General features: G+C 50.7%; 18 protein-coding genes. 4 read left to right on the top strand and 14 right to left on the bottom strand.

Annotated elements, in window-relative coordinates:
* Nucleotides 1-27 precede the first annotated feature (27 nt).
* The 13 genes from hsdR to EBC_RS21360 all read right to left on the bottom strand — a co-directional run bounded on the left by hsdR (nucleotide 28) and on the right by EBC_RS21360 (nucleotide 18,668).
* A complete protein-coding gene (gene hsdR, locus EBC_RS21415; RefSeq protein WP_013203959.1) occupies nucleotides 28-2,463 on the bottom strand; it encodes an EcoAI/FtnUII family type I restriction enzme subunit R in 2,436 nt (811 codons plus the stop codon).
* A 323-nt stretch (nucleotides 2,464-2,786) separates the two neighbouring features.
* Entirely contained in the window at nucleotides 2,787-3,452 is a 666-nt protein-coding gene (locus EBC_RS21410; RefSeq protein ID WP_041692134.1) for a hypothetical protein, read from the bottom strand.
* Nucleotides 3,453-3,493: 41 nt separating this feature from the next.
* Nucleotides 3,494-4,366 carry a phosphorothioated DNA-binding restriction endonuclease gene (locus tag EBC_RS21405; RefSeq protein ID WP_013203957.1) on the bottom strand — a complete coding sequence of 291 codons (873 nt, stop codon included), beginning with the start codon at nucleotides 4,364-4,366 and terminating at the stop codon, nucleotides 3,494-3,496.
* A 156-nt stretch (nucleotides 4,367-4,522) separates the two neighbouring features.
* A complete protein-coding gene (locus tag EBC_RS26270) occupies nucleotides 4,523-4,657 on the bottom strand; it encodes a hypothetical protein (RefSeq protein WP_013203956.1) in 135 nt (44 codons plus the stop codon).
* 25 nt (nucleotides 4,658-4,682) lie between these two features.
* A complete protein-coding gene (tssG, locus tag EBC_RS21400) occupies nucleotides 4,683-5,708 on the bottom strand; it encodes a type VI secretion system baseplate subunit TssG (RefSeq protein WP_013203955.1) in 1,026 nt (341 codons plus the stop codon).
* The gene (gene tssF, locus EBC_RS21395; protein WP_013203954.1) at nucleotides 5,708-7,483 is read right to left on the bottom strand and encodes a type VI secretion system baseplate subunit TssF; all 1,776 of its coding nucleotides are present in this window, start codon (nucleotides 7,481-7,483) and stop codon (nucleotides 5,708-5,710) included. The genes tssG and tssF overlap by 1 nt, the downstream gene beginning before the upstream one ends.
* A gap of 13 nt (nucleotides 7,484-7,496) precedes the next feature.
* Nucleotides 7,497-10,595 (bottom strand): ImcF-related family protein, encoded by a 3,099-nt coding sequence (locus EBC_RS21390; protein WP_013203953.1) that lies wholly within the window; start codon nucleotides 10,593-10,595, stop codon nucleotides 7,497-7,499.
* A gap of 2 nt (nucleotides 10,596-10,597) precedes the next feature.
* Nucleotides 10,598-12,037 carry a hypothetical protein gene (locus tag EBC_RS25875; protein ID WP_013203952.1) on the bottom strand — a complete coding sequence of 480 codons (1,440 nt, stop codon included), beginning with the start codon at nucleotides 12,035-12,037 and terminating at the stop codon, nucleotides 10,598-10,600.
* Nucleotides 12,037-12,294 carry a PAAR domain-containing protein gene (locus EBC_RS21380; RefSeq protein WP_013203951.1) on the bottom strand — a complete coding sequence of 86 codons (258 nt, stop codon included), beginning with the start codon at nucleotides 12,292-12,294 and terminating at the stop codon, nucleotides 12,037-12,039. The genes EBC_RS25875 and EBC_RS21380 overlap by 1 nt, the downstream gene beginning before the upstream one ends.
* Nucleotides 12,291-14,327, bottom strand: a complete 2,037-nt coding sequence (locus tag EBC_RS21375) for a T6SS effector phospholipase Tle3 domain-containing protein (protein WP_013203950.1) — start codon at nucleotides 14,325-14,327, stop codon at nucleotides 12,291-12,293. The genes EBC_RS21380 and EBC_RS21375 overlap by 4 nt, the downstream gene beginning before the upstream one ends.
* A 3-nt stretch (nucleotides 14,328-14,330) precedes the next feature.
* Complete coding sequence (locus EBC_RS21370) at nucleotides 14,331-15,197, bottom strand: T6SS immunity protein Tli3 family protein (RefSeq protein ID WP_013203949.1); 867 nt, start codon at nucleotides 15,195-15,197, stop codon at nucleotides 14,331-14,333.
* Between the two features lie 2 nt (nucleotides 15,198-15,199).
* Nucleotides 15,200-16,153 (bottom strand): T6SS immunity protein Tli3 family protein, encoded by a 954-nt coding sequence (locus EBC_RS21365; protein WP_013203948.1) that lies wholly within the window; start codon nucleotides 16,151-16,153, stop codon nucleotides 15,200-15,202.
* 16 nt (nucleotides 16,154-16,169) lie between these two features.
* Nucleotides 16,170-18,668 (bottom strand): type VI secretion system Vgr family protein, encoded by a 2,499-nt coding sequence (locus EBC_RS21360; protein ID WP_013203947.1) that lies wholly within the window; start codon nucleotides 18,666-18,668, stop codon nucleotides 16,170-16,172.
* 825 nt (nucleotides 18,669-19,493) lie between these two features.
* Here EBC_RS21360 and EBC_RS21355 point away from each other — a divergent pair.
* The 4 genes from EBC_RS21355 (at nucleotide 19,494) to EBC_RS21340 (ending at nucleotide 21,991) form a co-directional block, all read left to right on the top strand.
* A complete protein-coding gene (locus tag EBC_RS21355) occupies nucleotides 19,494-20,147 on the top strand; it encodes a hypothetical protein (RefSeq protein WP_041692133.1) in 654 nt (217 codons plus the stop codon).
* A gap of 176 nt (nucleotides 20,148-20,323) precedes the next feature.
* Complete coding sequence (locus EBC_RS21350) at nucleotides 20,324-21,040, top strand: hypothetical protein (RefSeq protein ID WP_013203946.1); 717 nt, start codon at nucleotides 20,324-20,326, stop codon at nucleotides 21,038-21,040.
* Entirely contained in the window at nucleotides 21,033-21,701 is a 669-nt protein-coding gene (locus EBC_RS21345; RefSeq protein WP_013203945.1) for an RES family NAD+ phosphorylase, read from the top strand. Before EBC_RS21350 ends, EBC_RS21345 begins: the two co-directional genes overlap by 8 nt.
* A gap of 2 nt (nucleotides 21,702-21,703) precedes the next feature.
* Nucleotides 21,704-21,991 (top strand): helix-turn-helix domain-containing protein, encoded by a 288-nt coding sequence (locus EBC_RS21340; protein WP_013203944.1) that lies wholly within the window; start codon nucleotides 21,704-21,706, stop codon nucleotides 21,989-21,991.
* A 34-nt stretch (nucleotides 21,992-22,025) separates the two neighbouring features.
* Here the strand turns inward: EBC_RS21340 and EBC_RS21335 are convergent, their stop codons facing one another.
* The gene (locus EBC_RS21335) at nucleotides 22,026-24,098 is read right to left on the bottom strand and encodes an FUSC family protein (protein WP_013203943.1); all 2,073 of its coding nucleotides are present in this window, start codon (nucleotides 24,096-24,098) and stop codon (nucleotides 22,026-22,028) included.
* Nucleotides 24,099-24,154: the final 56 nt, after the last annotated feature.

Below are 24,154 nucleotides of genomic sequence, written 5' to 3'. Positions count from 1 at the left end.
CCAGGTGGCAGAATAGTCGTTGGGTTATCAGGCGGAGCGTGGTGGCAACTGGTAGATTTCGTTTTCCAGTTCGTTCACTGCCTCTTCGTAAGCCTGCTTGTTACCAAAGCTGCTTTTGATAATTTCAAGAGGCCGGCCCAGCGTGTCGAAAGGTTTGAGTTTCAACACCTGAATATCTTCAATTTCCTGCACGCCTTCGTCAGCGTATTTATCCAGAAGTGTGTTTAACACGTTCTGCGCAGGCGCGGAATATTTGGTGAAGTAGTTACGCTTGCGCACGTTGTTGGCACGTTCCTGGCGCGTGAGCGGCGGCTGACCGTAAACCACATGGCAAAGCAAATCGAACGGGTCGAGATCTTTACCCACCTCTTCTGCTAACACATCCCAAAGTATGCCTAACTGTTGCAACTCTTCGATGATCACCTGCTTGCGGTCGGCAGATTGCCATTTACGGGTGAAGTCATCAAGTGATGCGTAGTCTTTATCTTTTAGCAACGTTTTGCGGGTGTAATCCTGGAAGGATTCCGTGACCAGTTTGCCGTCGGCATCGTAATACTGAACGCGTTTCGCCAGCACTTTTACCGCAACGCCGTTAACGTGGAATTTGCGGATTTTGTTGTCGTCGTCTTCTTCGAAAACCCCAGCTCGATCACCTGACGTTGGGTCATACGTTGCAGGGGGTTCTTCCATCCCAGTAAACACATCAGGCAATTCACTCTCTTGCGTGTCGTCTTCCAGTTGCTCGTCAAAATCAGAGTCCGGGTCGGTAATCTCTTCTGCCGTCGTACGAATCACTTTTTCCGGTACGCCATCAAAACGTTCATCGGCAAACAGTTCGGTCGCTTTTTTGAAATCGAGAATGGTGAACCACAGCTTGCCGTATTTTTCGTTGATACGCGTGCCGCGCCCGATGATTTGCTTGAACTTGGTCATCGACTGAATGTTCTGGTCCAGCACTACCAGTTTGCAGGTCTGCGCGTCCACACCGGTACTCATCAATTCTGAGGTGGTCGCTATCACCGGATAGGCTTTCTTCGGATTGATGAAGTTATCCAGCTGTCCTTTGCCGATGTCGTCGTCACCGGTGATTTTCATAACGTACTTTTCGTTCTTTTTCACCTGCTCAGGATTGAGGTTGATCAGTGCTCGGCGCATGCGATCGGCATGATCGATGTCGTTACAGAAGACGATGGTTTTATCCATCGGGTTGGTGCGTTTTAAATAGTCGGTGATGGTTTGCGCCACCAGTAGGGTACGCTCATCAATGACCATGGTACGGTCGAAATCTTTCTGGTTATAAATACGGTCTTCAATCAGCTCGCCGTGCTTATCCACCTGCCCTTTGGTCGGACGCCAGCCTTGTAAATCCACGTCGATATCCACACGCACCACTTTGTAAGGGGCGAGGAAACCATCTTCGATGCCTTCTTTAAGGGAATAGGTGTAAACCGGCTCGCCAAAATAGTCGGTACTGGAAACTTCGTCGGTTTCTTTCGGCGTGGCGGTGAGGCCAATTTGGGTGGCACTACAGAAGTATTCGAGGATTTCACGCCAAGCGCTGTCTTCTGACGCACTGCCACGATGGCATTCGTCGATAACAATCAGGTCGAAGAAATCAGGAGCAACCTGTTTAAACGCTTTTTGATGTTCTTCCGGACCGGTAATGGCCTGGTAGAGAGCCAGTTGAATTTCGTAGGCCGGATCAATCGTCCTGCCAGTCACTTTTGCCATCGCACTGCCGAAGGGCACGAAGTCGTTAGTTTTGGTTTGATCAACAAGGATATTACGGTCAGCAAGGAACAGAATGCGTTGCTTATTTTTTGCTTTCCATAGACGCCAGATAATCTGAAACGCGGTATAGGTTTTACCTGTACCTGTCGCCATGACTAATAACAGGCGCTTTTGTCCGGCAGAAACAGCTTCTATCGTTTTGTTAATCGCCTGAAGCTGGTAGTAGCGGGGGGACTTCCCGGTACTGTCGTCGTAATAGTCCTGGCTGATGACCGGCATTTGTTCAGCGGTGAAACCTTTCCAGACACAGTATCTACTCCACAGCTGCTCCGGCGTTGGAAATTCGTTAAGTGTAATTTCCGATTCAAGCTGTGTGGGATTCGTTTTGTCGTGGAAGATAAATCCATCACCATTAGAAGCAAAGACAAAAGGCACATCAAGCAGGCGAGCGTAATCCAAACCCTGCTGCATACCCTTGCCGATCTCATGCTTATTGGCTTTAGCCTCTATGACAGCAAGTGGCAATCCCGGTTTGTGGTAAAGCACAATGTCCGCTGATTTCACTTTCAGACGTGCAGCCAGTTTGCCGCGCACCACCACTTTACCATCGCGGAGTTTCACTTCTTGGCGGATCTGCGACATCACATCCCAGCCCGCGTTTTTTACCGCTGGCAGGATGAATTTGGTGATAATGTCAGTTTCAGTCAAATGAGTTTTGTTGACGCCTGCCATAGCAGAACACTCCACGATATTGGGTTAGCTCTGATTTTACACAGATAAGTGCATTACGTAATGACCTGAAATGATGTTTTGGGCTGCAATTGGTAAAATCATTCTTCGTTAGGAAGAATTCCGCGGTTTCTGTGTTCATTTTTTGGAAATCATGATCTGATCCTGATTGATAAACACATAGTGATGTTGACACTAACTGGCCTGCTAGCTTTCATCCAATATAGCGCGATTAAAACAAAGTCGGTTTCAGGCACGAGTCGAAAATGCGTGGGGCATTGTCTGCTGAGATCTAGGTAGAGACGTTGCCCGTCCTGAAAATTTCATTAAGTGGTTAAAGGGGGAGATTTACTTTCCAGAGCCAACTCAGTCAGTGCAATCATCCTTTCATAACGCATAATTAGTTGATAAAAGAATAATGAAAAAATCGACAACCCCATATATCCGTAAGCTATGGCAGAAACCCAGCTATAGCTTTCCGGTATTTTTGTCATAGCAGTAATAGTTGCGACGATGCCTGGGAGGATGCCTAGTTTATCGATAGGGCCGATCATAATATTCATCCTTTTCTCCAGTAATGCCCTTTCATTTTTTATCTCTAATAATCCTAACTCTAACTCCTCCCTTGTTAATTCCTTCAGTGCAGGGAAATGCACTGTATCTACTGATAATTCTGTTTTTATATTGAGATTAAGAGACTCGCATAATGGTAAAGTAAAAGACCTTTTTATTTTAGAACGATATCTATAGGCACTATAAATCTGCATGACTGGTGCTGTGAGGTAAACTAATAACAAAAGAAATAGACTGGCTAATTTCAACCATTCTATTTTTGTAAGGTAATATATAAAAACCATTGCTATTGACGATAATCCTAATGCTAAGATTATGAAAAAACATCGCAAGTCGCTTTTGTAATTTCTCTTGCGAGATTTCCTTCTTTTTTCTGTAATTTCAATGGATTTTAATATATTGATATATCTTACACTCATGCTTTTCTATCCTTTCTAATAAAAAATTGAATATCAAACATTCAGCTCTTAAAAACCTGACTCTGATGCCATTCAATAAAACAATCCGCTGGCCAGTAAACTTTATCTTGCGGCAAATAAAGTTGTTCCCCGTGTCGTTGCCAGAAAAGGTGATCCACAACGGGGCTTCTGTTTACTCCACCAGAAATACGGATGGTCATATGCTCATCTATTCCTATTGCTCCCATATCAAATGCAGAATGATGAAGGGAACAGAGTGCCAGCCCGTTGTTAACCTCACATGGTCCGCCATATTGCTTCCATCGGATATGTGCCGCTTCCAATCCTACAAGTGCGCCATCAAGCCGAAGATCGTAGCCGCAAAAAGCACAGCGTGAGTGATAAGCGCGTAAAACAATTTCTCTGAAACGGGGATCACGGGCTTTCATTAGCGATGTAAAATCAAAACCCAGACGGTCTGCCAGACGTATTTGAAGACTTTCAGGGAAGTGTTCAGTCATAATCTGCTGTGCCAACTTATTAATCATTCCTGGAGCTTGACGAAGGATCTGGTAGCTGCTTTCATCAAAACCGCCTGAAACATGATTCTCAATCAGCTCACGTTTCGTAGGCTGCATGTTGCCCTTACGTGGCTTACAACCCTCAGTATTTTCCAAATTCCAAAACCCGTCAGTCCTCAATCTCCAGAAAGGCATATTCGCGTAGTAGTCTCGCCGTTTAGGACCGAAATCAGCCAGCAATTTTGTCAGCGGCTCGTGGATGTCTTGTCCATAGTCGAAGAGTCGGGAATGGCCCTTCAGGTACTGAGACAGAACATAGAGTAATAGCAGCGGCTTGTGTGGTGCACGCTGATCGCCATTGCGCCAGACCGCCACATTGGAAATTGCTGTTTGCAGTGCTTTACGTGAGATCATAGTGAAAGGTTAATAAGTTCAAGTTGGTGCGATCATGCTCGTAAAAAATATGTAATTCAACGCCCGTTCGTTTAAAAATTTGTGAGACGTCAAGAATTCGTAGCGTTAAACAACATCTGTCCAAAACAGATTCCCGGTGTAGCGAAATCCTTTCCACTAACCTATAACCGCATAAACATCCAGATAGCCTTTGGATTTTTCTGGTAGCGTTTTAATAGGGTGGTTCACCTTATTGCGACACGCAGTAGTAGCATTTCCGCCCGCTTCCCCTTCCAAAATGACATTCAGCATTTAGCACTCCATCATTAATTAGTTTTCATTTTTTCCGAATTCTCCCAACCCTCATCGTCACCCTCTCAGCCATCTCCCCCAAATTATCCTCCCTCAACCCCAGCACCACGTTATACCCCATTAGCAGCGACCGCTCCCCCAGCCGTGGCACCGGAGCTAACCTCATCGGAATGGTCAGCTCCAAACTCGCGTCGTAATCACACCCCAAATACACCCGCAGCAAAGTAAATACGTCTTCCCTAAGCTGCCCGCCGGGAAGCCAGCCTTTGGCCTCGTTCGCATCCTCGGTAAACATCTCCACGCCAATGCAGTAGTTGGCATCGGACATCATGCTGCCAAGCACTAAGTGATCGCCCAACCTTTGCCGATCTGAAATCGAGAATCTGGCCCGCTTCCCGACGGGCATCTGCGTTACCTTATGCGGCTTCACGACAACCTGCGTATTCGGGGCCTGCGAGCGGATCACGCTGGCAATGCCTTCTTCCGTGCGGGTGGTTAGGACCAGCGGTTGAAGTATTGCCAGCAGTCGCGAGGCGGAAACGTCGCACCTGTCGGTGATGCCGGTCAGGGCCATCAGGCTGCGAGAGGTTTTGTCAGTACCGCCGTCTTCAAAGGTGGCGGGGTAGCTGTACTTTCGCCAGATGCGGTAGAACTGCGTCATCATCCGGTGGTTAAAGATGTCCAGAAAGGCTTCCTGCGCCTCGTGGCCTTCTCGCTTTTGGGCGATGTCATCGATGTAGCCCGTCGGCAGTGGCGAATCCACGCCGTACAGCCCCATAAAGGTGGTGCGTACCGTCGGCGGGGCATCGGGTCGTTCGGGATCGGTTTCCACCGCCTTAAGCTCGCTGACCGGAAAACCCATGCCCGGATGCGGGCGAAAGCGCACAGCGTCATTTTTCGGCGAGAAAGTACTGCCGATGGGTTTCAGGTCCGACAGCTGTTTCTCCAAAAGCTGGCAGAAGCGATAGAAGTTAAATGCGTGCGCCCGGTCGTTGCCGTCCTTGTCGCGCCAGAATGCGTTCAGGCGCTTCTCGTTATCTCCCATCGTCATCAGAACAAAATCCGTGTTAAGCGTCGCTCGGGCCAAACCCATTGTCTGCCGGAATGACTGAGCGTCACCGTCAGCTGCGTGAAGCGTCGGATATCGGCGTACTGGGTGTAAAACTGTTCCAGCACCTCACTGAATAGCAGGGCGTCCCCCTGTCCGCAGAACTGCGTTTCATCCAGCGTGATGCGGATCGCCACGCCGTGCCAGCCTTCGGCAGGGTAATGTGAGGGATCGTATTCAACATGCGTAATGCCCGCGATGCGGCGGGCGTTACCTGCACTGTTTGTCCAGTCCAGCAAACCAAGCGCGTGACGCAGCGTGCCAATCTCCATCAGCCCGGCGATGGCCTGCGGATGCAGCAGCGACAGCACCTGCCACTGATAAAGTGCGTCTGTCAGCGGGTAATACGGCATCGAAGGGCGCGTGCGGGTGGCACACTTCAGCTCAAGGTTGCTAGGGGCCATGTCGCCGTCGTATACGCTGGCCTGCAACGCCATGCGCGGGTATGCGCCGCTGGTGCAGGTCATGTTCAGGCGCATCTTCACACCGTTTTGTTCTGCATGCGTCCGGCCACCCAGCGTCAGAATGGTTTCATTCAGCCCGGAAGGTCCACGATACAGGCGGGTGTGGTAATAACGTTCGGGCCAGCTTTTGGCATATTTCAGCATGCCGCCTTTATGACGGAAATGGCTGTAGGGGACGTAGCTGAATTCGGTGTTGTCTTCGGTCACTTGCACCACGTCATTCACCGCATAGATCTCGGTATGGCCGTCTTTCAGGCGGTGCGGCCGCAGCCGGTAATCGCTGACCGCGGTGGTCACGGCCAGCGGCTGCGCCAGCAGGCGGAACAGGTTGATCACCGGCACGCAGTGCATGCGGAGGGCGTCCGGAGGCACCGACAAATCATACGGCCAGCGTTCGCTGAGCGTCACCTCAATATCAAACGACGTGGTATCCGGCGGGAAAGTCAGGGTCTCCAGTCCCTGCAACTGCATAAAGAAATAACGTTCCGGCGCGGTAAAATACTCCAGCCACGGTCTCACTTCGCCGCACAGCGCCGGGCTGTCGCTCTCGGGCCACAGTGAGGCGTCGGCTTCAGCCTGCCAGCGCGGCATAAACGTCGCATCTACCGGCATCAGGTCGGTCGCGTTCTGCCAGAACCGCACGCCTATGCCTTTCACCTGACGGCTGAGCGCGAGATACAGCGCAGACTGCAGCACGCGATCTCCATTGAGATACAGGCTGATGTTCTGCCAGTCGGCAGGGCGGATTTCGGTGAGAGCGGGCAGGGTGAAGCGCAGCCGCAGCGCCTGCTGACCTTCCTGCAGGGTGAATACCGCAACGCTATCTAGCGCAAACGGATGTAGCTTCAGGTCGCGGACCGTGCGATAGGCGCAGCGCTGTTGGTCATTGCCCAGCGGCTGGGTATAAAGTTCGCTTTCAGCAGGCAGCACTTCCTCGCGCACATGCAGTTCTGGCGCGGCGGGCATCAGTTCGACAACCGCGATCGAGGGCAGGGTGCGGTTGATCACCGGCAGCAGATGCGAGAGCAGCGGTTCAGTCAGTTCGGGAATATCGTCATCAATCTTCTGCCGCAGTTTTGCCATCATTAGCGAAAAGCCCTGAAACAGCCGCTCCACGGATTCATCGCGCGGAACCGGACTGCCGTCCAGACCCAACGTGCGGCCCAGTTCCGGAAACGCCTGCGAGAACTCCAGCCCGGCCTCCTTCAGATAGCGCATCTCGCCGTCAAAATATTTTAAGAAATCGTCTTCCATGTCAGTGCCTGCGTTAGCGGAAAATGGTGTTGGGAAAGCTGAAACCCTCGAGCTTCAGCAAGCTGAGCGGATCGTTACCGGCGCTAAAGGCCAGCCGGTAATTGAGCGGCAGACCGTCTTGTGCAATCCATCTCAGCTGATAATGCGTCGCGTCCAACTGCGTGACATTGGCCTGCTTTAGCAGCCGGTAAAATCCCCAGACGCCGCGCGTATCAAAGTAAAGTCGCGCACCGGCCCGCACGCTGCTCCACACCAGCGATGCGCCGGGAGAATAGGTATCGCCCGGCCACTGAAATGCCTGCCATGAAGGCATCTGATTGAAGTACGTCAACTTCTGACCGTCGATGCGCAGTTCGGTCCGCACCACGTCACGCGCCGTACCCGCCTGCAGCCTGAAACGAAAACTCCAGCCGCTGTCGTTAAGCGCATGGCCTACGCGGTCGAGTTGGTTCAGTTTGTTAAGAAAGGCGGCGTTCACCGTTATTCCCGGCGGCAGCTTGTCCGCCTTCTGCCAGCGGTTGCCTTTGTATTCCAGTACGCCGTTCAGATGTTGGCGGATGAATCTGGCAATCAGGCCGCTCTGCGGATGAATAAAATCGTTTAGCGCGGCCAGAGAGGCATCTTTCGGGCTGTCGGCGAACGGGAAGGTGTGATCAAATTCTTTGTGCCATGCTGCGGCAATCTGCTGCTGCCACTGCGCGTCCATGCCTTTTACCCCAGTGCTCATTACGCCTTTCCATGTCTGGCTCAGCGGAGCCAAAAACAGCGCCTGTGCCATTGGCTGCCAGCCGCTACCGAGCTGAGCACGCAGGCGAGCGGGTAACTCAGCGACGCTGTTATCAATCTGCGTACCGCGAAATACCGACTGTGAGAGCGCCGCCGTTCCGCCGGTGGCCGACGACAGGCTGCGCATCCTGTCGCGCAGTCCGGCCGTTTGTGACCGCCAGGCAGACAGCGTAATACCATTTCGTTTCCCCGCGCCGGTCGCCATCGAGACGATGCCGGCAAACACAGGCTCCAGGGCAGGATGCAGTTCACCCCGACGTTCGTCCGGGCCCGCCAGTCCCTGCCAGGCCAGCTGTTTCATCAACGCGATCTGCGGTGAACGGCTGACGTCGGAGGCCAGCGTCAACTGTGCCACCGGATCCGCCACCGTATGTGCCTTCAGCTGGTTCAGCGTTTTCTGCCAGGCGGTCCCGTATTCAGCAAAATACCGCGCCGTTAAGCGCTCACCGAAAGCGGCGGGTGAGCGTGCGGTTTCCAGCGGATGTCCCGGTTCTGCCAGTACCCAGCCGACCTGCTCCTGACGCCTGGTGACCAGCGCGGCAATCTCCGGCGCAATGGCACCTTCATATGCCTGCCGCGTGAAAATGCCCGGCACGTCGGCGCCGAGGGTAAACATGCCACCCGTCTCCTGACCGTCTAAAAGCTGCGTCAGCGACAGGTTTACGTAATTAAGTGAGGCGCGATAAATCAGCGAGGCATAAAGCTTTTGCTCTTCATCAGCGCCGCTCATGGCATTGAGTCGGGCCGAACGCGCCTGGGTGACAACCCCGTTGTCCGGCGTGATTTTCCACTCAGGATGCCGGGCGAAATGCGCGGTCATAAAAGTGATGTCCTGCGGCGCGACGTTTTTCAGCAACGGCGTCAGCTGCTGCGCTAAATAGCGCTGCGCTACTTCACCGGCGGCTTTGTCTGGCTGGGCCAGCATCAGATAGGTTTTCAAGGCGTCATAGTCAGGCCTGGGTAACATCAACATGGCGTGAAGCTGTTGCTGCGCCGGTTGCACGATAAGCCGTTGCGCCAGCGCGCTATATTCCGGCCAGAGCGCAGGGAGAAGCGCATCCGTTGTGTCCAGACCAAAACGACGATACAGCGGTGTACCCTGTTGCTGCTGAGTCAGCAAGGTTTGCAGAGTCTGTTGCAGCGAATGCAGAGCTTCAGGCGAAGGCGAGGTTTTCGTCTGCTGAACATGCTCCAGGCTGCGGCTCACCAGCCGGTAATTGCTGATGCCGGATACCAGCGTGCCCAGCGCAAAAACCAGCACCGCGAGAGCGACTCCCCACTGCGTCACCGCACGCAGCGTTAGCCCGACCGGACGACCGGCTTGGCGGCAAATACCTGCAGACAACTCGCGCCAGACCGGTGAGTCAGCACGTTCATGCGGGCCGTATGCCCGCAACTTCAGCGACGGTGAAAACACCACGCCATACAAAGGCATCGGACAGTAGCTATTCAACAAAGGCTTGAAACCATCAATCCAGCGGGGCAAACGGGCTTTTAAATCACAGGCAAGTTGCAGGAGAAACGCATGGCTCAGGTTCTTGCTGATTTGGGCCATGCCACGGACACGAAGCGCGGGAAGCAGAGATTGAACGTAGGACGATAAAGATTCAGGCGTCAGTCTTTTGTTCTGTAATACCCCAGCCAGCTGCACAGGACGTTCTGGCTGCGGCCAGAGATCTTCAGACCGATCCAGCAGATATACCGGCATTTCCCAGCGCAGCTGGTGGCGGACAAACTCATAGCCGCGAAGCGCGGAGTCTGCCTGCACCGGCTGGCTATAGTGTGCTTCCTGGCTAACCCAGATCAGCGCATCGGCAGGCGCGTAGCGACGCAGCCTGCGTAACGCCTGAAGATCGGCCGGATTGCCACCTGCCGCGAGTGAACCACCCCATAACAGCACGGTACTGCCGACCGTCATCCAGCCAGATTCAGTCAGACCCGGCGCGACCTGATCTACATCATCCACACGCCCCATTACCAGCAGCCAGGGGAGTTTGCGTTTCCAGCGCTTGCCGAAGTGGTGCTGGAGTGTTGATTTCAAGCTTATGAAATCAATTGACGCTTTTACAACAGGGCGATCCGAATCGTCACCCGCCTGTGTGCTATTCGGACGAACCGGCGCTCGCCAGCTGGCCGACGTGGTGGCGAGGGATAAAAAGACCGCAATAACAGCGACGATCGGCACGATGGCCAGCAGGGAGATTAAAATGCCGGCACCCTTTCCGGACGAAGAAAACACGCCGTACTGCGAGATCATACCGATCACCACGACGGCGATAGCCAGCAGCAGGAGCAGTATTCCCAGTGCCCTGATGAATTTATTCACTATCAGCTTCCTTGCTGCGAAGACCGGATAAAGTGCGGTTCAAGCAGGCGATTTAACATGATCCTCAGGCCAATGACGCTGCCAATTATGGTGACAACCAGGGACACAATTAGCGTGACCGCGCCCCAGAAAGAAAACATCCAGCCAGGGAAGGCATGCCCGAGGGACCAGAACAATACCAGGTTGAACAGCAGTGACGCGACCAGGCATCCGGCAGGGTAAACATCAGCAGGCAACTTGCCGTGGTAGTCAGACGGAACCGGCGCTTTAGTCCCGATAACGACCGCCCAGGCGGACTCTTCTGAACCGGCCAATACCCACTGACTGCCCTGACCGTGATTAATCATCTCGGCAGCAGCACCGACCATCAGCCAGCCGGCAACAGGGCCATATCCTTCGCAACTTTTATCGAAGTCCAGCTGGCCACCCATCGGCGCTTCCGTGCGCAGCGGTAATTTCAGGTCATGTACAGTAGCATTTAGCTTTTGACGCAGGCTGTTGTTCAACCCTGAAAACCACACCAGACGAAGAGCCTCCGCCGGTTGCTGCGACATATCACGCAGTTCCTGCAACTCTTCCGGCAGTTTATTCAGATTCAACGGCATCGCCCGGAAGAGTTCCGGGGCACGTTTTTGCGCATCAGGCTTGAGAAGGGTGGCGGGGGAAAGCAGGAGACCGGATGCGATTTCGCTGAGCGGTTTTTCCTCCACACCATCGTAGTAATGCATCGCGATAACGATTGATGGCATTTGTGAGTCTAAGCAACCAGCAAGTGTTCCCAGAGACGCCTGCGGCGCGACAGGTTTTATCTGCAATTCTAATTCGGGATAAAGCGTTTTCCAGAGTTCTTCGAGATAGAGAACGTGTGTACCAGTAACCTCTGTTTGGGTCTGTACATAGAGCCTGAATGCTCTTTGCCTGGAAAAATGCATCACCTTTATCGCAGTCTCAAAGGACGTCAGAATATGACGACAGAGTACTTCAAAACGATAAATACCCGGCGGCGCAACGTCGTCAGGAAATAGCAAAATGGCAGGTTCATCTTGGTCGTATTCAGGATGGGATAAGCCCGCAATCTGCGGGTATAAATCCTGGCTGGTGGTGAAGTTTGTACTGGCGACAATGTGCAGGTGCTGATGTGCCCATTTTTGCCATGCTGTATTCGTGTTTGCTTGCCAGTGTGCCCAGTTGTAATAAATCAACGCACCCCATTCCCAAAGGAGGAGATAAAGTGACAGGCACGACAATATCCCAATCAACGTGAAGCCGGTCAACGGCAGGTAATGTCCTGAAGACAAAGTGTAAAGTCCGGTAGAAGGCGTATCGCTCAGTACCCAGGCCAGAGCCAGTGCGAAATTCAGTAGAAATATAAAAACGCATATCCATGGCGACCATACCGCAGGCTTTTTTTTAGGTGCCGCCTGGGGCACTGACCAGCCCATTATGCAAACCCCACATCAGGCAAGCTGGCTAACACCATCGACCCGCACTCGGTTTTACAACCATGCACCACAATGCCTTTTCCCAACTCCTCATAACTGGAATCGCATTCGATAATGCGGTTTGGGCCATGCTCTGGGCAGCTCACACTGTCATTTAGCAATGCCGCGTATTTACCCACTATTTCGAAGGTGGAAGACGCCGAGATGACCGTACCGCCATGGGAAGTTTTATCCCCAAGCACCACAACATTTTTCATGCGAGTTCTCCCTGCGATTTCTGTGCACGTACTAACGCGAAATTGTCAGCCTCGGCTTTTTTCAGTGCTGCGTCGTAACGCTGCTGGGCATCGGTATCTGTGTCTTTACGAAGAATTGATGGCATGGGAGGAGGCGTGAATGTGCCTGTTTTGTAATAACTATCTGAGCCAGAATGTGTCCAGTCAGCCATATTGCGTAGCATTTGCATCCATTCTTCATTCTGACCGATTCGACAAAAACCTATTGGCAAGTCGTAAGCCATTACCTGCTGAATGAATAACGGATTTTGAGGTAAATCACTGTGGTCGGCAGGGCGGGAAATATATTGGCTAATGCGATGGCGCATCTGCTCAACGGATTCGCGATCAACATTCCTGCTGTTTACGAAGGGAGGGCCATTTTTATCGGCCTGAGGAACATTAAAGGTTTTACGCTCATTGTAGCCATAGAGCTTAATATAATACTTGTAGGTATTGTCGTTAGGCTCTCTCGTTTCAGGATTAATAGTGCTCCAACTATAACCATAACTGTCGTAATTTTTATCACCAAGATAGATCGAATGTGCTGCTTTATGGGCGGGTAATTCTTCAATGTGTTTACGATCTTTGTCAAAGTCAGCCATCTCCTCCGCAGTGATAGGCAAGGGGACTTTTTCAGCATTAATATAAAGTTTTTGATTAGGATCAGGAGTAGGCCAAGCCTGACGACTAAACAAAGAGTCATTGCTGTCCCAGAATGATTTTCCACCCTTCGGCTTCCAGTCCCTGGTCATATCTGGCAACGTACCGAACGGCGTTTGCGGATTAGGTGCTTCCCCACAGGCCATATTGCGGGCGAGCATGCGCACGAAGAGAGAGTCTTTAGGAACCATCGCAAAGACAGGGTGAGGCTCGGTATAGTTGCTATTTTTTGTATTGGGAAGACCCTGCCAGCCGATACTCAGCAACGGTGAGGATCCCATTACCCGGTCATGGGGGCTGCAATAAATATACGTACGTCCATGATTGTCCCGCTCAGGAACGTCTGGATTGCTGGTTTTACCCTCGGGATGCCAGTTTTCGCCAGCACCATCGAGGCCGCAGATTAATTTATTCGGATCGGCTTGCTTAAGTCGGTTTTTGTTTTCAGCTACCCTAGCGACAATATCAGCAAAGGTGGCACGTCTGGCGACGTCAGAAATACATTCAGTTAAAGGATAGGAAAGATAATCAATTCCTTTACTTTCCAGACAAAGCGGGGAATTCATCAAAAAAAGCGCATCCGGTGCGGCACCTTCCATTGCCGCCGCAGCAGCGGCAATCATCGTGCCTTGACTGTGTGAAATCACCGTAACCGTGTCCTTTGGGCTCAATTCACGAATTTTTCTGACTAAATTTGCCAGTCGTTCAGCGGCATGAGAGTAATAATCCCGAGCAGGAGCGTTCGTTAAGAGACGGTCTGTTTCTTCATTGATTAACTGCGTACTGAACGGGATCGGGATTTTTTTTAACCATTTGTTAAATCCATATTTGCTCCATAAGGAATACAGTGATGTGCAGCCATTTTGGAAAGGGCCACCGCCCCAGAAAAATGGATCATCAGTGTTTTTTTTCTGTTCTGTAGTGAGATCTGTATAACTATCGCCTTTTGAGGTTCTCAGTGGGATAATAAAATCCTCTTCTGTTCCTTTTTGTGCTCGATATCCCCAATAGAAACGAATGACTGGAGAGCGTCCTTTTTTAGTAAAGGTAACCGGGAATGTTCTATCTTTGTTATATTCATTTTCACTTAACTGAAAATCTGTGCCTTCTATGCCAAGGCGAATATTAAGACCTTTACAAATACTTTCTTCTGCTGGTGGGTACCATTCCCCTTCAGAATTAACGCCATGAACAAAGATAACCAAGCCTGGAAGTTGGATACCTTTTCTTACCTCCGCTCGAACACTAACATTTTGCGGACTCATAGTACTTCTGGCTTGTAGAATACCATTAGGTCTCGTCTCACCGTTCAGTAAGCGAGTAGGCTGATCGTGCTTATATTGTTCAGGCATAGGTCATCCTTGAATTATTGGTTTTGTCGGTATCAGATTAACGTTACAAAGAAATTTATTACTAATTGAGATATCTAAAATATCTTTAGGAAGTTTTTCCAATGTGGGAGAGTTATTAAGTCGATTAAACAATGCATCAGCCTTGATATTTACTTCATCAATCTGGCTGTCTGAGTAATGATGTTTTTCTTTTAGCCGAATAAACGAGTATCCTAACGGATTAGTTTTCTCTAAAACATCTTCTGGCACACCGAATTTCAACATTCCTTTGTAAAACTCATCCTGAATCCAGGCTTGCCTCACGTTATAATATTCACCAGCACTATTGATTGCGTATTTATCAGCTGTATATCGGTCGCTTTTGATGTAGATTGCATCATCAGTTACAACAATCGTGTATTCTTTCGAACCTGAGCTATTACTTGCACTAAATCTAATTTTACCAAATGTTCTCCCACCATCATGACTGACTGACAATATACTGTGGGCACAACCTCTAAGCGAGTCACCACAGGCATCGTTATCGCCTCTCACTAATGGAATTGCCAGCATGTCATCATTTTTAGCTGCCCAAATGAATTTTCCTTTATAATTTATTGTCCCTCTTGAAAGAAACCATAGTTTGCTCTTTATCTGGTTTCTGTCATTGTGATAATAAATCGATCCGTTATCACAGTTGGTATAATCTTCAAGAGTGATATAACGATTTTCATCAATACGATAAATAATCTGAGGCGGGCCATAGATCGGTTTTATAACCAATTTTTCGGGCTGAGCCGTTTTTTGTCCCGGAGGAGGTGTAACCGCACAGCCGCAAAGGCTGGTTATAACAAACACCGCGTATGCTGCGAGTGGTATTAGCTTTTTCATGGTCATCCTTTATTCTTTGGTAGGGAAGGTAAAGTTGCGACATTGCATTGAAACTGAATGCTGGCTTTATTATATGTTTTGACATCAGGCAGTCTTTCGATGTGCGGAGAATTATTGTATTTATCAAAAAGGACTTCGGCCTTTTTTCTTAACTCATAAAGTTGCGCATCAGAATAATGGTGTTTATTTGTTAGCCAAAGCTCTGAATATCCCATTGGTCTTTTTTTATCCAAGACATCTTCAGGTACACCTAAGCTCTTCATTCCTTTGTAAAACTCATCCTGAATCCAGGCTTGCCTCACGTTATAAAATTCACCAGCACTATTGATTGCGTATTTATCAGCTGGATAGCGGTCGCTTTTGATGTAGATTGCATCATCAGTTACAACAATCGTGTATTCTTTCGAACCTGAGCTATCAATTGCACTAAATCTAATTTTACCAAATGTTCTCCCACCATCATGACTGACTGACAATATACTGTGGGCACAACCTCTAAGCGAGTCACCACAGGCATCGTTATCGCCTCTCACTAATGGAATTGCCAGTATGTCATCATTTTTAGCAGCCCAAATGAGTTTTCCTTTATAATTCATTGTCCCTCTTGAAAGAAACCATAATTTGGTCTTTATCTGGTTTCTGTCATTGTTATAATAAATCGATCCGTTATCACAGTTGGTATAATCTTCAAGGGTGATATAACGGTTTTCATCAATACGATAAATAACCTGAGGCAGGCCATAGATCGGTTTTATAGCCAGCTGCTCTTTATTCGCAAGCTCCTTTTTAATAACTTCCTGCCTTTCTTCGTATTCTCGAGCCTTACGCGCGTCAGCTAGCCCTGAAAATGGATTACCTATAGCCACACCTCCCCAGGGGCCAACAGCGCAGCCTGTCATAATCAGCACGGTAGAAATGCTTAGCGCTCGGATTATTAATTTAGCTTCTTTTTTCATGGTTTATTAATTCCTTTTAATCGTCAATCAAGCTGATAATCATGTCTTTAATGATATTGGATTTTATTTCCTGGGTTTTCCCTGAGGCGTCAGTTACCCCCTCAATTATCTGACCATCGTCCAGCGTGATTCTGTATTTTTGGGAAGCCAGTGGTTTGCCGTTGAGGGGATGAGTGACAATAAATCTTTCTGTGAATTGTTCAGGCTCGAACGACTTCATCACGCTCTGCATGCTGGTCGCGCCTTGTTTTACAATACCGCCATTCTTCACCAGCATTTTCCCCGGCCCGCCTATCTCGACATTGCCGCCTTTCAGCTTGATCCAGGCACCGCCGCAAATCAGAACCAGCTCGTCCTGCGCTGATACCGTCATTTTCTTACCGCTGGCAATATGCGTGTCATCCGTGGACCAGGTAGTGAATTTCCCACCCTGCGCCTGAAGGTCGATGTCACCCCTGGCGGCAAACATTTTGGTGCCCTGACGGCTGTACAGGCTGATTTGATCGCCGGCCGCGATGGTGAATTTTTTGGCCGCGCCAATATCTACCTGTTTACCGGCGGTCAGCGTCAGGCTGTCTTGCGCATACAGCTGCATGCTTTCACCGCTGACAATTCCAACGCCATTTGGTGCGCTGAGCAGTAAAACGGCCTGCTGAAGCTTGTCGAGTTTTTGCTGTAACAGCGTCTGCTGCCGGTCGATGTCGGCGGCTAATGCCTGCGCCTGTTGCGCGCTGGCCGACAGGCTCTGCATTTCCACCATCGCGCTGGAAAGCAGTGCCTTTGCCTGTTGCATGTCCAGCTGCTGACCTCCGGCGGATGCCTGCACATCGGCAGAAATAAACACGCCTTTGCCGCCGCGAACCGCCACCCAGTCATCGGTGCGCAGCTCAGCGCCGTGCCCGCGATCCTTACGCTTATCATCAACCAGCGCGCCGAGGTTCAGCTGACTCTTACCGCTGGCAGGCGTCGAAAGCTTGATGTGCTCTTTGCCGCGCGTGTCGTCCAGCCGCAGCTTGTTATTGGCCGGTGTACGAATCACATTCCGCTTATGGTTCGATAACGCAACAGGGTCAGGATGGCGCGAATCATGCAGCGCATAGGCGATGTAAGGCCGGTCAACGTCGCCGTTTTCGAACGCAATCGCCACGCCGGTGGCATCTAGCAGCGGCATATGGAAGCCGTAGGTTTCGCCGGAATAAGGCTTCGCCAGGCGCAGCCAGCAACTCTCAAAGCCTTTCTGCCATTCGGTGCGGTCGAAGCCAAACTGCGCGCGATACAGACCTTCGGCGTTGATGTGGGCATAAGGCTCATCGGGATGGGCGCTGGAGATGCGGGCAGCCAGCGTGCCGGTGACGGTTGGCCACGGCAGCAGGGCAGGACGATACGGATGCTGGATGTTGAGCGGAACGGCGGTGAAGGTGATGACATACGCCGTATCGCGGGCGATATTTTTGGCGTGGGTGGACACAATCAGCAGGCCATCCGGTGCTTCCGGCCACTCCTTACCGGGCGTGGTGATGACCATCCCCGGACGCAGTGTCATGCAGTTGGACTTGCCCTCAAAGGTGATTTGCTCAGTGAGGTGGCGATCCTGTCGACGTCTGGCATACCACATGCCCTGACCGGGCTCGTTGCTGTACTCCTTGCCCGGCTCGGGATAATACTCACCCCAGCGATAATCTTCGGCAACCAGCGCCGGATAGTCCGCATTGGTCTCCGTTGTGGCGGTCATATCGCTTTGCGCGGCGGGATAATAGTCGTCGTTGACCGTCACCGACTTCGGGATGGTTTTACGGCTGACCGACATCTCCCAGACCGATTCCAGTCCACCGTCAAACATGCCAGCCGGGTGGCGGAACGGAACAGCAAGCGGTTCAGGCCAGGCGTAAGAGTGATCGGCCAGCACCATCACATCGCAGTTGTTTTCTTCGTCATATTCGAAGAAAAAACAGATGCCGCTGTCGGCCAGGCGGCGCGCAATGTGTGCGTACTCACTTTCACCAAACTGCATCATGAATTTCTTCAGCGGGTACCGATCGTTGAGTGCAAAACGGAAATCCAGCCGATCCATGTTGTAACGCAGGAAGGTGTTTTCGGTCATGCTGATCACGCTGTCGTTCTGGTAAATCGCGTTATTGCAGCCCTGATTTAAGCGAGTGACGCGGTGTTCCAGTGTCGCAACATAACGGGTCTCATCGGCAGAGGTACCGAACTGGTGAAGCTGGGTGATGACGCCGGGGATGATGCGCGGTTTAACCGCCTGCCACGGTTCGCCGTCGGGGTACATCAGGAACAGGGCGGAGTAGTTAATGATGTAACGGGCGGGGATGTCCTTAACTGCGCTGGTAAACTCTATTTCGTAACGCAGAATATCGCTGATAGCCTCTGAACTGCTGAACCTCAGCACCGAAATATCGACGCCGGGCTGCTGAGATTCCAGCCGGGTTAACCTGAGCTGATAGTGGTTGTGAATCGGTAATTTACTGCCTGCAAGAATGTATTCCTGAATGCTCATCGTTCAAGTCCTTTTTAACGCTCACGGGCGTGAACACCGCTCCCGAATATCAGGCATTCACGTTATATAAACCGCTAACAGCAATAACCAGGATAAGTGCTTTCTGCTTGGCAACAGGTTAATGATGCTATGGAAGTGGGGGGATAATTAATGTGCTTTCGGGGATGGAGGGAAATATGATGTAAACGTATAAATTAACTGAAAATATTTGTGCCAACAGCATCCCAGCAGCGCACCGCATTATCTTTAAAGCTTCCAGTCCTGGAAAATGAAAATTAGCACAGGGCAGTACATGATTCAAGCAGGTCAGATCACATAAAATTATGATGGAATTAGAAATTAAAAAATATGAGGAAATTCCAGGGTTAATATCTTGGCCGTGTGAGACTTTTACTGGGGATTTTAGGGGGCATAATGATTTTCGCTGAAAATTAACTTATTGAGATCATGTTTGATAAGTTATTGGTACAACGAATATTTTTGAAGTTAGGGGTTTTATTAATGCGACTTGTTACTGTTATTAAGCAGTTCATCTTTTTCTTAAAGGGATAACATGCTGCGCAATTATTTACTGTTGGGGGAGAGTACCCTTAGAAGAGCTGTTCATTAGCCTGCTTAGGTGAGAAACAAGTTCAGGCTCATGGTTCGAGAAAAAAATTTCGACAGTGATTATTTCTACTTGTATAGTCTTCTTCTAATCTGTTTCATTGTGTTGTGTGACAGGTAATGACTTGAAAAATATTCAACAAACCTGTGAAATCCTGGTTGCCATTTTCCTGATATGGATCCTGGTAATTTTTAAATAGCATGGCAGGGAGCTAAGTAATGGACTTTTGTGATGTAATAAACAACCTTATAACATTTGGGCTATCTAGTGGAAAATTAGATTTTACACAAGTTATCATATTTATATTTATCGCTGGCCCTTTGGCTCTGGTTATCTGGAAAATTAAAGGTATTTTCTCATTCATTAATGATGTTAGAAACTCCAGAATAAACGAACTACAGCGTATCCTTGACAGCCATAAACTTCCTAAAGAAGTTCGCACCGGCTTAAATGATGAAATTGAAAGGAGTGTTGGATATCGTATTACAGGGATATCAGATGTAGCGAAGCAGAAAGCTATATGGCAACTTTACATGCAAAACAGAAAATTAATAAAAGTGGTTTTTTTTAAAAAGTTCAGGAATTTTATTTTTTTGGAAAATGATCATATTATTTTTAAAAAGGGGGCATTCTTCTGGTTAGAGAACGTGTTGTATGGATTGTTTTCATTACAGTTTTTAGTTCTTTCCGCATGTTCCGTTTTTATATCCCTCTACCGAGGTGAACAGTACCCAATTTGGGGACATGCTCTTTTGTACTTTGCTGCCGTAGTATTCTTCCTTTTCTTTATCTCTTTTGCAAACATAATTCCTCGTCCTAAAGAGTGCCAATTACTTGAGGAAATTCTAAAACCCAAGGATGTTGATGTCTAAGGTTGATGTTTCTGCTCTAAACCCCACCCTATCCTGAGTTTTGGGCTAATCCTGATACAGGAACAGCCCAATCCTTACACCATGTCCCAATTCATTTAGCTCAAATAATCGACAAATCACACAGCTAAGATATAATGAATATAACCGATATATCCATCTGTCAGTCGAGGTGAATGATGGCAGCGAAAAACAACTCTGCACGGCGTGAAGATCACTCCTTCGATGTGAGGAGCCTCAGTGGCGACCAGCTTCACAGCCTGGAAACCCATGCCGATGCGGAATACCTGGTGATTGATTTGGGCAGCACGAAAGCACGTAACCCGGCGTTCAATGAAACTATGAAGGTGGCGATGCAGGCTGCCCTGAACGCCGTGCTGGCTTCGTTTAGCCAGAAAGAGCCTGCGGTGAACAAGAGCACGGCTTCCAGTAGACGAAAAACGCTGGCGGTCGTCACTGAACCTCTGGAACAAACCAGCAAACAGGCCAGGGCCGAACGGAATGCTCAACGGCGTGAACAGCTGAACGACCGTATTCTGGCAGATTCCGTCTGGCTGACGGCGCGTGAACTCTCCGAAAAAGCTAACTTCCAGAGCAGTAATCCAAGCGCGGGACCTAATCGCTGGAAATCGGCAGGCAGTATTTTTGCCCTGCAGCTGCAAGGCAAGGACAACTACCCGGAATACGCGCTGGATGAAGGTTTTCGGCCAATCCCGGTGGTGAAACAGGTGATCTCACTGTTCGGCGAGAAAAAAACGCCGTGGGGACTCGCTATCTGGTTTGGTTCGGAGAACAGCTGGCTTGGCGGCAAAAAACCGAAAGATGTGCTGGCATCCCAGCCAAAACAGGTGCTGTTAGCGGCACAGGCAGAGAGAGAGGGCGCCATTCATGGCTGATGCCGATGACAAGGAGGTTGTTGGCCGCAAAATACGTCAGCCCAAGGCTAATTTGCAGGTGAACTTTGTTACCTGGCCTGCGGGCAAACGGCTCCATCGGGTGCATTCAGCGGATTACAGTGCGGTGCAGTTCAACCCAGGTAAGGGGAACTCTCGCTTCAGTCCGATGAGTAACGGCGTAGCGACATTATACGGCGGTGAAAATACCGGCGTGGCGGTGATGGAAACGCTGTTCCACGATCTGCCGGCAGACTCCGCCGGCGCACCTTACGATTTGGGAAAGCTGGCCGGAATGGCGCATTCGATTATCACGCCGCTTATTGACCTTCACCTTGCGGATCTTAATCCTAAAACACTGCGCAAAATGGGCGTCACGCGAGCTCAGCTTTTAGACTCTTCTGCCGAACAGTATATTTTCACCCGGGAATACGCGGTGGCGATACATCAGGCTTTCCCGGACGTTCAGGGACTTCAGTGGTCTTCTAAACAGCATGGTGATGCGGCATTGATGCTATTTGGCGACCGTATCGAAGACTCTCAACTGAAGGTTGAGATTGAATCTGAAGTGATAAATGAGTCAGAGAAGGTGTTGGATGCTATTGAGGAAGAAGCCGATCAGCTGGGAGTGGTGCTTTTGCCGGCGGGAGGTGGCATCTCGTAGTTATGAAACCGAGATCAAGTATCCATGAAACGTTCTGCAAACGCTTAAAGCAGGCACGCCTGGCAAAGGGCTTTTCCCAGAAAAGCTTAGGCATTGCTGCGGGCATCGACGAGTTCGTCGCCAGCACCCGTATAAACCGATATGAAAAGGGGATTCATGAAGCCGACCTGGACACCGTTCAGCGTCTGGCTGAGGCTCTGGAAGTACCTGTTGCTTATCTGTTTGCTGAGGATGACGAATTTGCAAGAATAATAAAGCAGTATTCTATCAGTCACGCTGGACTGAATTAACTGAGTTATTACTATTCCATCACCACCCAAACCCTCACCGCCGCATCCTCAAATACGCTAACGGCTTATCCGGCCATGCCCGATCCGGGAACAGCCACAGGCGGATGCTGTACAGATGGAACAGCGGCGTGAACAGCTGCTCATCGCGGGTGGCCAGGCCTTCCAGCTCCAGCAGCAGCAAATCCAGCTCATCCAGCAGGGCGGGATGCGGAGCCACTTTCAGTGACTTCATTCGCCGCTTCAGAAACAGCGCCAGCTCGTGGAACATCTGTCCGCTGTCCAGCTGATGCTGCCCCAACATCTCGCGGTTGCGGGCGTAATAGTCATAGCAGTTCGCGCCCAGCCACACTTCGGTCACCAGGTTGCCAGCGGTCAGCAGGTCGGGATGCGGATCGAGGCGCATACGCGGCAGGATCACGTTCACGCGCTCCAGCATGCGGGTAATAAAGTGCTGACGTGATAGCAGTGATGAGCCGTTGCGCTCCATCTCTTTCACAAAGCGCAGCAGCTCGCCCAGCCCCGAACGCACCGCGCGGCGGGCAATCCATGACGGGCGCTTGTTGCGGATAATCGCGGTGATCACCACCGCAAACAGAATCCCGGTCATCGAGGAGATCGCCGTGTTGATCGCCAGCGTCAGGTCGGGCTTCAGGTGATGGCTCAAGCCGATTAAACCGGGAAGCTGAATTGCGGCGCTCAGGCCGATCATATTGGTCGAAGGATTCGCAATCACTAACCCCAGCACGAAAAGCCCCGGCGACAGGCAGATAATCAGGCTTTCAAAGGTCACGGCCTGCGGGATCAGCAGCGCGACGTACAGCACGCTGATAATGATCGAAATGACGGTGCCTTTAATAAACAGCTTCATGGAGTTGCCCGGCGTGTCTGCGCTGGCAAAGAATGAGCTGAGGATCGCGGCCATCATCGGCGCGGAGGCGCCATCACGCCAGGCGGTGCCCATCCAGAACAGGCAGGCGCCAAAGGTTGCGAGGAATGAGGTGGTCGCGGAGAGCAGCAGCAGGCCGGTGTCGGTATGCGGGCGCGAGCGCTCTTTACGCGCAAGGCTGGTATCGCCCGACAGATCGCTGACCAGATTGCTGACGCTGTGATAGGCCCCGGCGATGCGTACAAAGTCGGCCAGGCGCTCAAGTAAACCGGTCAGCACCAGGCACTCGTCAATCGGCAACTCGCCATTCTGCCAGGCACGTTTGAGATCGGCCTGAGTGGCGGTCAGCGTGGCCTGAATCCCGGCGTTATCCCTGAGGTCGTCCCCGGCGTTCAGCCACAGCAGAAACTGCTGAAAGGCGAGGGAAACCGTTTCCGGAAAGCGGATCTCCAGCTGCGTCATCTGATGCAGACGGATTTCAATCGCGGCCAGCGTCGGGATCAAATAAGAAAGATGCTGATACTGCACGCTCACCAGGCGGATCAGCCTGCGCGCCGCGTCACCTTCATAAACACAGTGGGTGATCAGCGCTTCAACCTGCTGCGGATACTGTGCCATGCGGATCAGAATATCTTCCCGCTCCGGCGAGTTGTGTTTCGGAATGCCGGTCAGCAGATCGCTGCACATCTTACGCCCGTTCTGATACCAGACGGTGACGCTCTGCTCGAGCAGGTTGCGCATCGAAACCGGCAGCAGTAATCCATGAATAAAGCTGCTGCAGGTGACGCCCAGCGCGATCTCTTCAATACGTGAAATCACCGTGCCGGTAATGCTCAGCGGCATGGTCACCGCCGGGAAACCCATAATGGCGGCGCTGTAGCCCGCCAGCATAAATACATAGCTTTTCGGCGTGCGGTCATGCAGCGACAGATAGAGGCAGAAGCTGACCCATAAAGACACGCACAGGCTGAACAGCATCGGAGACTGCACGGTTTCAGGATAAATCAGGAATACAAACAGCCCACCCAGCAGCGTGCCCATCAGACGGAAGATCGATTTCGAGATGGTCGATGCGGAGTAAAGCTGGGAAGAGACGTAAACGGTAGTCAGTGCCCAGGCAGGTTTATCCAGATTCAGTTCAAGCGAGATATAGACAGCCAGAAAGGCCGCAAGACAGGTCTTTACTGAAAACAAAACGGCGTTTTTCGAAAACCACTGCATGACAGGGACTACCAAATGCACACTAAGTGCGCAGCATCCTGCCAGAATACGCGCCT

The organism is Erwinia billingiae Eb661, assembly GCF_000196615.1.
GTDB lineage: Bacteria > Pseudomonadota > Gammaproteobacteria > Enterobacterales > Enterobacteriaceae > Erwinia > Erwinia billingiae.
Note: the sequence above shows the minus strand (reverse complement) of the source record. Positions and strands in the feature narration are given on the sequence as shown.